The 13,289-nt window shown below is 64.3% G+C and carries 9 protein-coding genes and 2 tRNA genes; 7 read left to right on the forward strand and 4 right to left on the reverse strand.

What is annotated here, in order from left to right; genetic code table 11:
- Nucleotides 1-14 precede the first annotated feature (14 nt).
- Together K5X80_RS10585 and mutL are read right to left on the reverse strand one after the other, a co-directional pair.
- Nucleotides 15-512, reverse strand: a complete 498-nt coding sequence (locus tag K5X80_RS10585; RefSeq protein ID WP_222557711.1) for a hypothetical protein — start codon at nucleotides 510-512, stop codon at nucleotides 15-17.
- Entirely contained in the window at nucleotides 512-2,362 is a 1,851-nt protein-coding gene (mutL, locus tag K5X80_RS10590; protein ID WP_222557712.1) for a DNA mismatch repair endonuclease MutL, read from the reverse strand. The genes K5X80_RS10585 and mutL overlap by 1 nt, the downstream gene beginning before the upstream one ends.
- Nucleotides 2,363-2,535: 173 nt before the next feature.
- Here mutL and K5X80_RS10595 point away from each other — a divergent pair, with 173 nt between their 5' ends.
- From K5X80_RS10595 to K5X80_RS10625, 7 genes are all read left to right on the forward strand, one after another.
- On the forward strand, nucleotides 2,536-3,582 hold the full coding sequence (locus tag K5X80_RS10595) for a rod shape-determining protein (RefSeq protein WP_222557713.1): 1,047 nt from the start codon (nucleotides 2,536-2,538) through the stop codon (nucleotides 3,580-3,582).
- Nucleotides 3,583-3,667: 85 nt separating this feature from the next.
- A complete protein-coding gene (mreC, locus tag K5X80_RS10600; RefSeq protein WP_222557714.1) occupies nucleotides 3,668-4,555 on the forward strand; it encodes a rod shape-determining protein MreC in 888 nt (295 codons plus the stop codon).
- Nucleotides 4,555-5,103 carry a rod shape-determining protein MreD gene (gene mreD / locus K5X80_RS10605; RefSeq protein ID WP_222557715.1) on the forward strand — a complete coding sequence of 183 codons (549 nt, stop codon included), beginning with the start codon at nucleotides 4,555-4,557 and terminating at the stop codon, nucleotides 5,101-5,103. The genes mreC and mreD overlap by 1 nt, the downstream gene beginning before the upstream one ends.
- Nucleotides 5,103-7,214 (forward strand): penicillin-binding protein 2, encoded by a 2,112-nt coding sequence (gene mrdA / locus K5X80_RS10610; RefSeq protein WP_222557716.1) that lies wholly within the window; start codon nucleotides 5,103-5,105, stop codon nucleotides 7,212-7,214. Before mreD ends, mrdA begins: the two co-directional genes overlap by 1 nt.
- On the forward strand, nucleotides 7,211-8,341 hold the full coding sequence (rodA, locus tag K5X80_RS10615) for a rod shape-determining protein RodA (protein WP_222557717.1): 1,131 nt from the start codon (nucleotides 7,211-7,213) through the stop codon (nucleotides 8,339-8,341). The genes mrdA and rodA overlap by 4 nt, the downstream gene beginning before the upstream one ends.
- A 100-nt stretch (nucleotides 8,342-8,441) precedes the next feature.
- Nucleotides 8,442-8,517: transfer RNA gene (locus K5X80_RS10620), tRNA-Lys, on the forward strand.
- A 36-nt stretch (nucleotides 8,518-8,553) separates the two neighbouring features.
- A tRNA-Lys gene (locus K5X80_RS10625) sits at nucleotides 8,554-8,629 on the forward strand.
- A 141-nt stretch (nucleotides 8,630-8,770) separates the two neighbouring features.
- Here the strand turns inward: K5X80_RS10625 and K5X80_RS10630 are convergent.
- Together K5X80_RS10630 and K5X80_RS10635 are read right to left on the reverse strand one after the other, a co-directional pair.
- Nucleotides 8,771-10,216, reverse strand: a complete 1,446-nt coding sequence (locus tag K5X80_RS10630) for an efflux transporter outer membrane subunit (protein WP_222557718.1) — start codon at nucleotides 10,214-10,216, stop codon at nucleotides 8,771-8,773.
- Complete coding sequence (locus K5X80_RS10635; RefSeq protein WP_222557719.1) at nucleotides 10,209-13,286, reverse strand: efflux RND transporter permease subunit; 3,078 nt, start codon at nucleotides 13,284-13,286, stop codon at nucleotides 10,209-10,211. Before K5X80_RS10635 ends, K5X80_RS10630 begins: the two co-directional genes overlap by 8 nt.
- Nucleotides 13,287-13,289: the final 3 nt, after the last annotated feature.

Consider the following 13,289-nt stretch of genomic DNA (forward strand, 5'->3'; position numbering starts at 1 on the left):
GCTTCAGCCTCGCTTCAATTGCCGCACTGGACGGTGCCGAACTGGTCATAGACGATATGGCCTTTCGCATCCTGCACCCGCAGGCGCCCGTCATAATCGCTGCTTTCCATCCCGGTGCGGCGGGGCTTTTCGGATGCGAGCGACAGCTCGAACGCATAGCGTTTGCCGGCATAACGCGCATAGACGCCATAAGGCAGCGCCTTGCTGCCCGTGTCGGCGGCGAAGCGCACAACGGCATCGTCCAGCTTGAGATAGCCCCCATCCGCCCGCGCGAGCATGACCGCGCCCACACCGGCGTTTTTCGCCACGAACGCGCAACCTGTGCCGAACAGGCTGTTGGCCTGCATGTCGGGCAGGAGAATCGGTTGCGGCGCGATCGGCACACCCGCGCCACGATTGGCTTTTTCCACCATCGCCACGTCGCGCGCATCCTGCGCGGCCTGTTCGGCCGGGGACAGGGACTTGCTGCATGCGGCAAGCATCAGCAACGCAACCACGGCAATCCTGCGCATCAATGTCTCCCGAACAGTTTTTCGACATCGGCCATCGACAGTTTGACCCAGGTCGGGCGGCCGTGGTTGCACTGCCCCGAACGCGGGGTCCGTTCCATTTCCCTGAGCAGGGCGTTCATTTCGGCCACTGACAGGGTTCGCCCGGCCCGCACCGAACCATGGCAGGCCATGGTCGCCAGCACGTGATCGAGTTTTTCGCCCAGCAGCAGCGAGGAACCGTGCTGGGCGATATCGTCGGCCAGATCCTGCAACAGCTTGTGGGGATCGCCGCTTTTGATCGCCGCGGGCATCGCGCGCACCAGCATCGCGCCAGGCCCGAACCGTTCGACGATCAGGCCCAGCCCGGCGAAATGGCCGGCCTGTTCTTCCAGCCTGTCGCAAGCGGGTTCGTCGAGTTCGACCACTTCGGGGATCAGCAATGTCTGGCTGGCGGCCACCGTGTCACCGGCACCGGCGGCGCGCAGGCGTTCCAGCACCAGGCGTTCATGCGCGGCGTGCTGATCAACGATCACCAGCCCATCGGCCGATTCCGCGACGATATAGGTGTTGGCGACCTGACCGCGCGCGATGCCGAGCGGGAAACTGGCGGCATCGTCCGGCAGTTCAGCGGCTTCTTCCGCCCGCCCGGCGGGGGCCGCGAGCGGCTCGGCCATCGTTTCGGCCTCGTAGCCGCGCCAGATCCTGCCCGCTTCACGCACCGATGCGCTGGGGCGCGACCAGTCCCGGCCGGAAAACATCGAGCGCAACGCGGGAGTCGGTTCCACGGGAGATTCCGGCGGCGCTTCTGCCGGGCCCGGCGAAGCTTCGGGCTCCACCTGCCAGCGGGCCATGGCATCGGCTGCCGGCGTCTGTGCGCTGCGGCGGTCGCCCGTTGCCAGCGCTTCCCGCAGCCCGGAAACGATAAAGCCGCGCACGGCGGCGGAATCGCGAAAACGCACTTCCGTCTTGGCGGGGTGGACGTTCACATCCACCTCCTCCGGCGGAAGGTCGAGAAACAGCGCCAGCACCGCATGGCGATCGCGCGCCAGCATGTCGGCATAGGCCCCGCGCACCGCGCCAGTCAGAAGCCGGTCTTTCACCGGGCGGCCGTTGACGAACAGATACTGATGGTCGGCCACCCCGCGATTGTAAGTCGGCAGGCCAGCCACGCCCGTCAACCGCAGGGGGCCGCGTTCCGCCGCGATCGCCACGCCATTATCGCCCAGTTCGCGGGCCACGATCTGCGCCACCCGCGCCGCCAGCCCTTCCCCGCCCTGCACCGCCAGAATGCGCCGCCCGTCATGCTCCAGCGAGAAGCCGATTTCCGGCCGGGCGAGCGCGAGACGGCGCACGATATCGAGGCAGGCGGCGTATTCGCTGCGCGCGCTGCGCAGGAACTTGCGGCGGGCGGGCACTTTGCCGAACAGATGCTCCACCCGCACCCGCGTACCGGGCGGCAGGGCCGCAGGGCCTTCCTCGGTCAGAACCCCATGATCGACGACGCGTTTCCAGCCCTGCTCCGTGCCGCGCACCCGGCTTTCCAGCGTCAGCCGGGCCACGCTGGCGATGGAGGGCAAGGCTTCCCCCCGGAAACCCAGCGTGCTCACCTGTTCGATCGCTTCATCGGGCAGTTTCGAAGTGGCGTGCCGTTCGAGCGCGAGAGCCATGTCCGCAGGCTCCATCCCGCAGCCGTCATCCGTCACTTCGATGCGGGAAAGGCCCCCTTCCCCCAGCGCGACGGCAATCCGTGTCGCCCCCGCATCGATTGCGTTTTCAACGAGTTCCTTGAGCGCCGAGGACGGCCGTTCGACCACTTCGCCGGCGGCGATACGGTTGACCAGCGTTTCGGGAAGGCGGCGAATGGCAGGCATTGCCCTTCTCTAGCCACATGGTAAGCGGATTTCGAGATGAGCGGTGCAAAAGGTTTGTCGATTTCGACACAATTTTTTGGCCTATCTCCCTGCTTTGGGTTAAGGACCCCGCCATCTCTATCTTGCCGGGGCGCTCCTTGCGATTCTTACCCGGACATCATACGGAATCGTCGATGAGTTCTTTCCTTTCGCAATTCTTCAAATTCGGCTCCCAGAATATCGCAATCGATCTCGGTACGGCGAACACGCTGGTTTACTTGCAGGATCGCGGCGTCGTGCTGAACGAACCGTCGGTTGTTGCCATCGAAACGATCAATGGCGTGAAGCGGGTCAAAGCCGTTGGCGACGATGCGAAGATGATGATGGGCAAGACTCCCGACAATATCGAAGCGATCCGCCCGCTGCGCGATGGCGTGATCGCCGACATCGAAATCGCGGAAGAAATGATCAAGCACTTCATCCGTAAGGTGCACGGCAAGAAGAACATGTTCCGCTATCCGGAAATCGTGATCTGCGTGCCTTCGGGTTCGACTTCGGTGGAACGCCGCGCAATCCGCGATGCCGCTTCCAACGCGGGCGCCAGCCAGGTCTATCTGATTCTCGAACCGATGGCCGCCGCCATCGGCGCGGATATGCCGGTCACCGAACCGGTCGGCTCGATGGTCGTCGATATCGGCGGCGGGACGACCGAAGTCGCCGTGCTTTCGCTGCGCGGCCTCGCCTACACCACCAGCGTGCGCACCGGCGGCGACAAGATGGACGAGGCCATCGTCTCCTATGTGCGCCGCCATCACAATCTCCTGATCGGCGAAGCCACCGCCGAACGGATCAAGAAGGATTATGGCTGCGCGATCGTTCCGGAAGACGGCGTCGGTGAAGCAATCACGCTCAAGGGCCGCGATCTCGTCAACGGCGTGCCCAAGGAAATCACGATCAGCCAGGCGAATATCGCCGAAGCGCTGTCCGAACCGATCAGCGCCATTGTCGAAGGCGTGCGCATCGCTCTGGAAAATACCGCGCCCGAACTGGCGGCCGATATCGTCGATCAGGGGATCGTGCTCACGGGCGGCGGCGCTCTTATCGGCGGGCTTGACCAGCATCTGCGCGAAGAAACCGGCCTGCCGGTCAGCGTGGCCGAAGATCCGTTGTCCTGCGTGGCGCTGGGCACCGGCCGGGCCATGGAAGACCCGGTATTTCGCGGCGTGTTGATGACCGCCTGATGCACGCAATCCGGCGACGCATATCCGCCGCCGGCCGTGAACGGGCGGGGTCGATGAATCCCGCTGCAAAGAGGAGAAGGCGCTGATGGCGCCTCCGAAATCTCGGAACCCGGGCTATTCGCGCAAGGCGCAATTCAGCCTGTTCACCGGCTATGTCGCCGCCGGCCTCGGCGCGCTGGTCGGTGGGCTGGTGCTGATTGTCGCGCTGGTCAATCCCGGCACCTTTTCCGGCACCCGGGGCCTGGCCAGCGATGTCGCCCGGCCGATCGGCGAGATCGGCGCCGAAGGGCGCGTGGGCGCCCAGGGGTTGTTCGGGGCTATCGCGGGCTATTTCGAAGCGGGCAGCAAGAACGCCCGGCTCAAGGAAGAGAACGAGATCGCTCGCGTCCGCCTCGCCGAAGCGCAGGCGGTCAAGGCTGAGAACGCGCGGCTGAAGGCCCTGCTCGGCTTGCAGGAGGATGAGGTCAAGCCCGTCACGGTGGCGCGGCTGATCGGCTCCACATCCGCCAGCACGCGACGTTTTGCGTTCCTTTCGGTCGGACGCGCCCAAGGCGTGCATCCGGGGATGCCGGTGCGCAGCCCGCATGGGCTGGTCGGGCGCGTGCTCGAAGCGGGCACGCATTCCGCCCGCGTCCTTCTGTTGACCGACAGCGAAAGCCTCGTGCCCGTTCGCCGGGCGCAGGACGATGTGGTGGCCTTTGCCGAAGGGCGCGCGGACGGGACATTGCGGCTGCGTCTCGTCAATCTCGGCATCAATCCGATGAAGCGGGGCGATGTGTTCGTGACATCGGGCGCCGGCGGCCTTTACCGGCCGGGTATTGCGGTGGCTATCGTCGACAAGGTCACGCGCGACGGCGGCATCGCCCGCGTGCTGAGTGATCCCGCAGCGACGGATTTCGTCGTCGTCGATCCGATCTGGCAACCCAAAGCGCGCGAAATCGTCAACGGGCCGCGCGAACCGCTGGCGGAATGATGGAATATCGTCTCGGTTCACGGCACTCCGGTCAAGGGTCGCAGATCAACCGCGCCCATTCGCCGTTCGTCGCGCTGGTCGTGCCATGGGCTTCGATCGTTCTCGCATCCCTGTTCCCACTGCTGCCGCTGATCGCCTCGATGCCGATCTCCCCGCCGATGGGTTTCATGATGCTGCTGGCATGGCGGCTTGTCCGGCCCGGGCTTCTGCCGATCTGGGCCGGCTTTCCGCTCGGGCTGATCGACGATCTGTTCAGCGGCCAGCCTTTCGGCTGCGCCATTCTCGTATGGTCGCTGACGCTGATAGCGCTTGATGTGATCGAGACACGCTTCCCGTGGCGCGGCTTCCTGCAGGATTGGCTGGTGGCCAGTGCGGCGATAGCCTCCTACATTCTCGTCTGCGCCTTTATCGCCGGTTCGTGGAACATCGGATTGCCCACTATCCTTGCCCCGCAACTCGTCCTCTCGATCTTGTTCTATCCCTTGATCGGGCGTCTGGTCGCCTTCCTTGACCGTTTGCGCCTGCGCCGTTTCCGGACCATCGGCTGATGCCGGGCAAATTCACGCAGCATGTCACGCAGGCGACGCTGCAAAACCGCTTCGAACGGCGGGCCGTGGTCATTGGTGCGGTCCAGGGCGGGATTGGCCTGCTGCTGGCCGGGCGTATGGCCTACCTCTCGATCGCCGAGAACGAGAAGTACAAGATGGAAGCGGAGAGCAACCGGGTCAACCTGGCGCTGATTCCGCCACGCCGGGGCTGGATTCTCGACCGGAACGGCGCTCCGCTCGCTTCCAACAAGGCCGATTTCCGGGTCGATATCATTCCCGATCGCATGCAGGATGCGGCGCGCGAAATCGACACGCTGGGCCAGCTTCTGCGGCTGAGCCCGGTTGAAATCCAGGATCTCAAGGACAAGATCGAAGACGCCAGGGGCTGGCAACCGATCGAGGTCGCCAGCGGGCTGGATTGGGACCGTTTCGCCGCCGTCAGTGTGCGTCTGCCCGATCTTCCCGGTGTGGTGCCGCAGCGGGGCTACAGCCGGTTCTATCCCACGGGCCCCTCGGTCGGGCACCTGATCGGCTACGTCGGTGCCGCATCGGCCAAGGAGTACGAGAAGGAACGGATTCCTCTCCTCATCACGCCCGGCTTCAAGCTCGGCAAGGACGGGATCGAACAGCAGTTCGACAAGGTCCTGCGCGGGCAGCCGGGTGCGCGGCGCATGGAAGTGACAGCCAGCGGCCGCATCGTGCGCGATCTGGAGACCCGCGAAGACGTTCAGGGCAAATCGATCAAGCTGACCATCGACGGCCCGTTGCAGGACTATGCCGCGCGGCGGATCGGGCTTGAATCCGGCTCTGTCGTGGTCATCGACTGCCTGACGGGCGATCTGCTCTGCATGGCGTCGATGCCCAGTTTCGATCCGAACAGCTTTTCCGACGGCATTGGCCGTATCGAATGGAAAATGCTTTCGGACGACGATCATGTGCCGCTGCGCAACAAGGTCCTGAAAGGGCTCTATCCCCCCGGATCGACCGTCAAGCCCATGGTTTCCATGGCTTTTCTCGAAGCGGGTCTCGATCCCCATGCGACGACGTTCTGCGGCGGCGGGCTGCGGGTCGGCAATCGCGTGTTCCACTGCTGGAACCGGCGCGGGCACGGCACCGTCGACATGGCCAAGGGCATTTATCAGAGCTGCGACGTCTATTTCTATCACTTCGCGCAGCAACTCGGGATGGATGTGATCGCGCCGATGGCGCGCAGGCTCGGGATGGGGCAGGAATTTCCCCTGCCGGTGGCAAGCCAGTTCTACGGCACCGTGCCCGATCCGGCCTGGAAGATGAAAAAATACGGCCGCGCATGGCAGCCGTTCGACACGGTGAATGCCACCATCGGCCAGGGCTACATGCTGGCCAGCCCGTTGCAACTCGCAGTCATGGCCGGGCGCCTCGCCACCGGGAACAAGCTCATGCCGCGCCTGTTGCTCGGCAATGAGAAGCCGAAGATCGAATCCATGAATTTCCATGGCGACCACGTTCAGATTATCCAGAATGCGATGAACGAGGTCGTCAACGGGCGCGGCACCGCAGGTCGGGCAAAACTGCCTATCCCGGAGGTGCAGATGGCGGGCAAGACCGGCACGGCGCAGGTGGTTTCACTCAGCGTGTCGAGCGGCAAAGGCGGCCCGTGGAAATACCGTGACCACGGCCTGTTCATCTTCTTCGCCCCGTTCGACAATCCACGCTATGCAGGGGCGGTGGTGATCGAGCATGGCGGCGGCTCCAGCGCGGCCTATCCGATTGCCCGCGATGTCACAACTTTCCTGTTCAACCCACAGATTGCACTCGAAAAACTCTACGAGATGGAGAAACAGTGGGGCGGCACGCCGCAGCAGCGGATGGCAGCGCGTTACGCCAGTTACACCAAGATCTACGGCAGCGGCGCGCCCAAGGCTCCGAACGAGGAAGCCGCCGCCCAAAGAGCGGAAGAACGCGATCGCGCGGCCGCCCAGCCCAGTGCGATCGCCAGTGAAGCAGTCGGCCCCGGCGCCGAGCCCAGCGACACCGCGGGCGCGGCTTCGCGGCAAACGCCCGCGCCATCGGCGGATACGGTGGCGCCCACATCCCCCGCTACGCCTGCTGCCAGCGGAGCCCGGGAATGAGACCGTCCATCGTTCCACCAGCGATTGCCAGCCTGCCATGGCAGGTGATCCTGCCGCTGACGGCGCTGGTGGTGTTCGGCGCCGCCGTTCTCTACTCGGCGGCGGGTGGGCATATGCAACCCTATGCGGAATCGCATCTGGTCCGCTTCGGAGTCTTCCTGCTGATGGCGCTGATCATGGCGCGCTTTCCTCAGGATATCGTGAAGCTTGCGGCTTATCCTGTTTATATCGCCGTGCTTTTTCTTCTGATTCTGGTGGAAACCCTGGGCGCCATCGGCGGCGGCAGTCAACGGTGGCTCGATCTCGGCTTTATCGTGCTGCAACCTTCGGAATTCATGAAACCGGCTATCGTGCTGGTTCTCGCGCGGTTCTACAGCACTTTGCCCGCCAATATGGTCGGCAACTGGCGTTCGCTCATTCCCGCCGGGGCGCTGATCGGCTTGCCTGTCGTTCTGGTCCTGCTGCAGCCCGATCTGGGAACCGGGCTAGCGATCACGTTCGGCGGGGTGGTGATCATGTTCATGGCCGGGTTGCCGTTCCGCTGGTTCGCCGCGGCAGGCGGGGCCACGCTGGTGGTTGGCCCCCTCGCCTACTTCTTCGCGCTGCACGATTATCAGCGCCGCCGGGTGACGACATTCCTCGACCCCGAAAGCGATCCGCTGGGCGCGGGCTATCACATCACGCAATCCAAGATCGCCATCGGTTCCGGCGGGATCACCGGCAAGGGCTTCGGCCAGGGCTCGCAAAGCCATCTCAATTATCTGCCCGAACCGCATACCGATTTCGTGTTCGCCACCATGTCGGAAGAATGGGGCCTGCTCGGCGGCCTGCTCGTGCTGGCGATCTTCGCCATCGTGCTGCGCTGGGGGCTGAGCGTGGCGTCGCGCGCGCCCGATCGCTTTTCGCGCCTGCTGGCGGTGGGCATGACGGTTACGATCTTCTTCTACATCGCCATCAATCTGATGATGGTGATGGGGCTGGCCCCGGTTGTCGGCATCCCCCTGCCCTTTATGAGCCATGGCGGATCATCGATGCTGACGAACATGCTCTGCGTCGGCACGCTGATGATGGTGGATCGCTGGAGCCGGAAAGCCGGTGGGCGCAGCCTGTCGTCCTTCGGCGGGTGAGAAACTTTTTCAAAAAATTCTTGCCGTCCCCCTTCCGTCTCGAAAATCAGCGGCTATAGGGAGCCCACCGTACGAATCGTGCGGTGCCGGAAACGGGAATGGACGCATAGCTCAGTTGGTAGAGCAGCTGACTCTTAATCAGCGGGTCCTAGGTTCGAGCCCTAGTGCGTCCACCATCCCTTCTCCTTTACGGCACCCCACCAGAACGGAACGGACGCATAGCTCAGTTGGTAGAGCAGCTGACTCTTAATCAGCGGGTCCTAGGTTCGAGCCCTAGTGCGTCCACCATTCTCCCTCTTCTTCACACGCTTTCATGCCAGCATCGGTAGCGTTCTTCGGCGCGGTTGCGGCTATCGCGCGTTCCCGTGGCGAACGGCATTTCGGCGAGGGAATCTTCCCTCGCCGATGCCAGCCCGGATACCCCTTTTGCTATTCAGTGGGCGCAGGGGATAGCGGGGCGATATCCTGCCAACCGCCGCCCAATGCCTTGAACAGATCGATCCGCGCCGAGCCGAGGGTGCGGTCGGCGGATGCCAGTGTGGCGCGTGCATCCAGCAAGGTCCGCTGCGTATCCAACAGTTCGAGAAACGACAGCGAGCCAGCCCGGTAACGCCGGTTGGCGAGATCGTATGCCGTGCTGGCCCGATTGGCTGCATCGGCCAGTGCCTCCCGCCGCGCGGCTTCGGCGGCAACCATGGTCAGGGCCTGTTCCACTTCTTTCAGAGCGGTCAGCACCGCGCCGTCGAACCTTGCCAGGGATGCCTGCGCCCCCGCTTCCGCCTGCGCGATCCGCGCGCGGGCGACGGCGATGTTGGGGAAGCTCCACGACAGCAAGGGGCCGAATGAGAAACTGAAGGAATCGCTGCCTTTGACCTGATCGTTGCGGAAGAAGTTGCCCGATCCGCCAAGTGCGATGCGCGGATAGAGGTCGGCCGTGGCCACCCCGATCCGGGCTGTGTCGGCGGCCAGTTGCCGTTCCGCTTCGCGAACGTCCGGGCGGCGGGCGATCAGCCCCTGCCCGTCCCCTACCGGGATTGGTGACACTGGCTGCGGCATTCTGGTGCATCGGCGCGCTTCTTCCGGGACCTGAGCCGGGGGCAGCCCCATCAATGCCGCCAGTTCGAACAAGGCATATTGCCGTGCGCCTTCCAGCGGCGGCAGGGCGGCGCGGGCATTGGCAAGGGCCGCCGCCGCGCGTTCCACGTCGAGACGCGATGCCGTGCCCACGCGCTGCTGCGTGGTCACGATTTCCAGACCGCGCTGGGCGATGGCGATCGATTCCCGGGCAACGGCGCCGGATTCGGCCAGAACGCAAGCACCGGTATAAGCCCGTGCGGTTTCGGCGGCGACGATCACCGCCACGCGATCCCGCGCGGCGGCAGTGGCATCGCGATCCGCCCGCGCCGCCTCGATCGAACGGGTGATGCGGCCGAACAGATCCACTTCCCACGAAATGCCCATGCCCCCGGTGTAGGACCACTGTTCCTTGCCGCTGCCCTGGCCGGCGACGCCGGAACCATCGCCATAGCTGGCCCCGCCGGAAAGATCGGTGGACGGCAACCGTCCGCTGTGCGATTCCCGCAGGACCGCCTGTGCCCGGGCCAGATTGGCCGCAGCCACGCGCAGATCGGTGTTGGCGACCAGAGCCTTGCCGATCAGGCTGTCGAGCGCCGGATCGTCATAGAGGCGCCACCACCGGCCCTGCGGCTGTTCGGCCGATGTGCCGGGGGCCGCGCTGACGAACGGCCCCGCGCTCGCTTCGGGCAGAGGGGCTGGCGGGCGATAGTCGGGCCCGGCGGCGCATGCTCCCAGCCCCACGACGCAAGTGGAAACGAACAGCGCCCGGCGCATGATCCTGCCGGTTGTCTTACGCATGGGATATCTCCGTCCGGGCCAGCAGCTTGGCCCGCTCGCTTTCCGCGGCGGCCCGGTGATCGCGGGCCACGAAACTGTAGATCGTGGGTAGTACGAACAGGGTGAACATGGTGCCGACCAGCATCCCCATCACCACCACGATACCGATGGCAAAGCGGCTGGCCGCACCGGCGCCGTTGGCGAACAGCAGCGGCACGAGGCCCGCCACCATGGCTGCCGTGGTCATCAGCACAGGGCGCATGCGGACCGCCGCCGCGCGCTGGATCGCCTCAATCCGGCTCAGGCCCTGGCTGTGCTGCATCTCGTTGGCGAACGACACCATCAGGATGCCGTGCTTCGATATCAGCCCGATCAACGTCACCAGCCCGATCTGGGTGTAGATGTTGAGCGTGGCATAACCGAGATAGAGCGGCACCAGCGCCCCGCACACCGCCAGCGGCACGGTGACAAGGATCACCACCGGATCGCGGAAGCTTTCGAACTGGGCGGCGAGCACCAGGAAAATCACCACCAGCGCGAAACCGAACGAGATCGTCAACCGATCCCCTTCGTGCACGTACTGCCGGCTGTCCGAGAGCCAGTCCACTGTCATGCCCGGGGGCATCGGCTGCGATTCCAGGAAGGACACCGCTTCGCCCATGGTGACACCCGGAGCCAGAACCGCCGAGATCGTGGCCGAGTTCATCTGATTGAACTGCGGCAACTGGTTGGCTTGCGGACGCATGTCCACACGCACCACGGTGGCCAGAGGCACGAGCGCCCCACTGTCCGCCTTGACGTAGTAACGGCCGAGACTTTCGGGCGTGAGGCGCTTGTCCTGCGGGACCTGCGCGATCACATCGTAGGAACGGTCATGCCAGTTGAAACGGTTGACGTAGTTTTCCCCCACCAGCGTGGCCAGCGTTCCGGCAATCGCATCCATCGACACGCCCATCTGCCCGGCCTTCTCCCGGTCGATGGTGATCCGTGCTTCCGGGCTGTCGAAAGCGAGATCGCTGTCGACGAAAGCGAACAACCCGCTGCCCCATGCCGCGCCCTTGATCGTTTCGAGCGTGGCGTAGATTTCCGGGAATTCGTCGGGTGAGCGGATCACCATCTGCACCGGCAGGCCGCCGCTGCCGGCGGGAAGCGGCGGAGGCTGGAACGAAGTCGCGAAAACGCCGGTGATCCCCGATCCTTCCGCGTTCAACTGGGCCTGAATATCGTCGGCCGTCCGGTCGCGGTCGGCCCAGTCCTTGAGAATGATCCCGCCGAACCCGGCATTCTGCGCGTCCAGACCGTTGGCGTACCAAGAACTGACATATTCGGGCATCGAGACGAAGATTGCCTGAAGCCCCTTGGTGAACCGCGCCGTATAATCGACATTGGCGTATTGCGGGGCTTTCGATTGGACGAACACGTAGCCCATATCCTCCTGCGGGGCGAGTTCGCGCCGCGCGCCGGAAAACAGGATCACGATCCCCGCCAGCACCGCCAGACCCACCAGCAACACCGCGCCCCGCGCCGCCAGCGTCTGGCCCAACAGCCTTTCATAGCCGTGTGTCAGGCGCTCCATGGTGTGCTCGATCCGGCGGGCAAGCTTGCCTTCGTTCATCTTGTCGTTGAGCAGGAAGCTGCTCATCATCGGCGACAGCGTCAGCGCGATCACGCCCGAGACGATCACCGCCCCGGCAAGCGTGAAAGCGAATTCGCGGAACAGGGCCCCGGTCAGGCCGCCCATCAGGCCGATCGGGGTATAGACCGCGGCCAGCGTGATCGTCATCGCGATCACCGGCCCGACGATCTCACGCGCGCCGACAAGCGCGGCTTCCACGGCGGACAACCCTTCCTCGATATGACGGTGGATATTCTCGACCACCACGATGGCATCATCGACCACCAGTCCGATGGCCAGAACCATGGCCAGCAGAGTGAGCAGATTGAGCGAGAAGCCGAACGCCAGCATCAGAGCCGCCGTGCCCACCAGCGAAAGCGGAATGGTGACGACAGGAATAATCACCGCCCGCACCGACCCGAGGAACAGGAAGATGACGATGACCACGATCACGATGGCTTCGACCAGCGTGTGCGTCACTTCATCGATCGAAGCGTTCACGAAATGGGCCACGTCGAACTGGCTGATCACTTCCAGCCCCGGCGGGGCGACGCGCTGGATATCGGGCAGAAGCCCTTTCACCGTGCGGACGATTTCCAGCGGATTGCCATCAGGCGTGGGCGATATGGCGATGAACACCGCCGTCCGCCCCCGGCTCCACGCGTTGCTGTTGTAATTCTGGCCGCCAATCTCGATTGCGCCGATATCGCGCAGGCGAACAAGGCCATCCTTGCCGCTTTTCACCACCATGTTGCGGAAATCGTCGACATTGGTGAGATCGGTGCCTGCCGTGATGTTGATCGCGGTATCGGTCCCTTTGAGTTGACCCGGCGCCGCCTGTACGTTGTTGGCGCGCAGAGCCGCTGCCACTTCCCCGGCGGATAGCCCACGTGCGGCCAGCTTGTCGGGATCGAGCCACACGCGCATGGCAAGCGTCTGCCCGCCGCCGATATCGGCCGAAGCCACGCCGGGAACGGCGGTGATCAACGGCTGGGCAACGCGGGTGGCGAAATCGGTGATCTGCGGAATCGTCAGCGTATCGCTGCTGAACGAGATATATTGCACGGCCGAAGCGCCATCGGTGATTTTGGTAATCACCGGATCGCTCGCCCCCGGCGGCAGGCGGTATTTCACCTGCTGCACTTTGGCGAGAACTTCGGTCATCGAACGGTCCGCATCGGCGTTCAGCACGAGCTTGGCCTTGACCTGGCTGCGCCCCTGCGTCGACGTGGAAGTGAGGTATTCGATCCCGTTAGCCGTGGCGATGGCCTGTGCGATAGGGGTCGTGATGAACCCCTGCATCACATCCTGCGTCGCGCCCGGATAGGACGTGTTCACCACAATCGTGGCGCTTTCCATGTTCGGATATTCGCGCACCTGCAACAGGAACACCGAGGCGCCGCCGATCAACAGAATCAGCAGGCTCACCACGATGGAAAGGATCGGGCGGCGGATGAAAAGGTCGGTAAAGCGCACCGG

This window comes from Caenibius sp. WL (assembly GCF_019803445.1).
In the GTDB taxonomy this organism is placed as follows: Bacteria; Pseudomonadota; Alphaproteobacteria; order Sphingomonadales; family Sphingomonadaceae; genus Caenibius.

What these genes read in the sequence shown, in the direction of transcription:
- K5X80_RS10585 (WP_222557711.1), bottom strand. Translation starts at nt 512, where the DNA reads ATGCGCAGGATTGCCGTGGTTGCGTTGCTGATGCTTGCCGCATGCAGC.
- mutL (WP_222557712.1), bottom strand. Translation starts at nt 2,362, where the DNA reads ATGCCTGCCATTCGCCGCCTTCCCGAAACGCTGGTCAACCGTATCGCC.
- K5X80_RS10595 (WP_222557713.1), top strand. Translation starts at nt 2,536, where the DNA reads ATGAGTTCTTTCCTTTCGCAATTCTTCAAATTCGGCTCCCAGAATATC.
- mreC (WP_222557714.1), top strand. Translation starts at nt 3,668, where the DNA reads ATGGCGCCTCCGAAATCTCGGAACCCGGGCTATTCGCGCAAGGCGCAA.
- mreD (WP_222557715.1), top strand. Translation starts at nt 4,555, where the DNA reads ATGGAATATCGTCTCGGTTCACGGCACTCCGGTCAAGGGTCGCAGATC.
- mrdA (WP_222557716.1), top strand. Translation starts at nt 5,103, where the DNA reads ATGCCGGGCAAATTCACGCAGCATGTCACGCAGGCGACGCTGCAAAAC.
- rodA (WP_222557717.1), top strand. Translation starts at nt 7,211, where the DNA reads ATGAGACCGTCCATCGTTCCACCAGCGATTGCCAGCCTGCCATGGCAG.
- K5X80_RS10630 (WP_222557718.1), bottom strand. Translation starts at nt 10,216, where the DNA reads ATGCGTAAGACAACCGGCAGGATCATGCGCCGGGCGCTGTTCGTTTCC.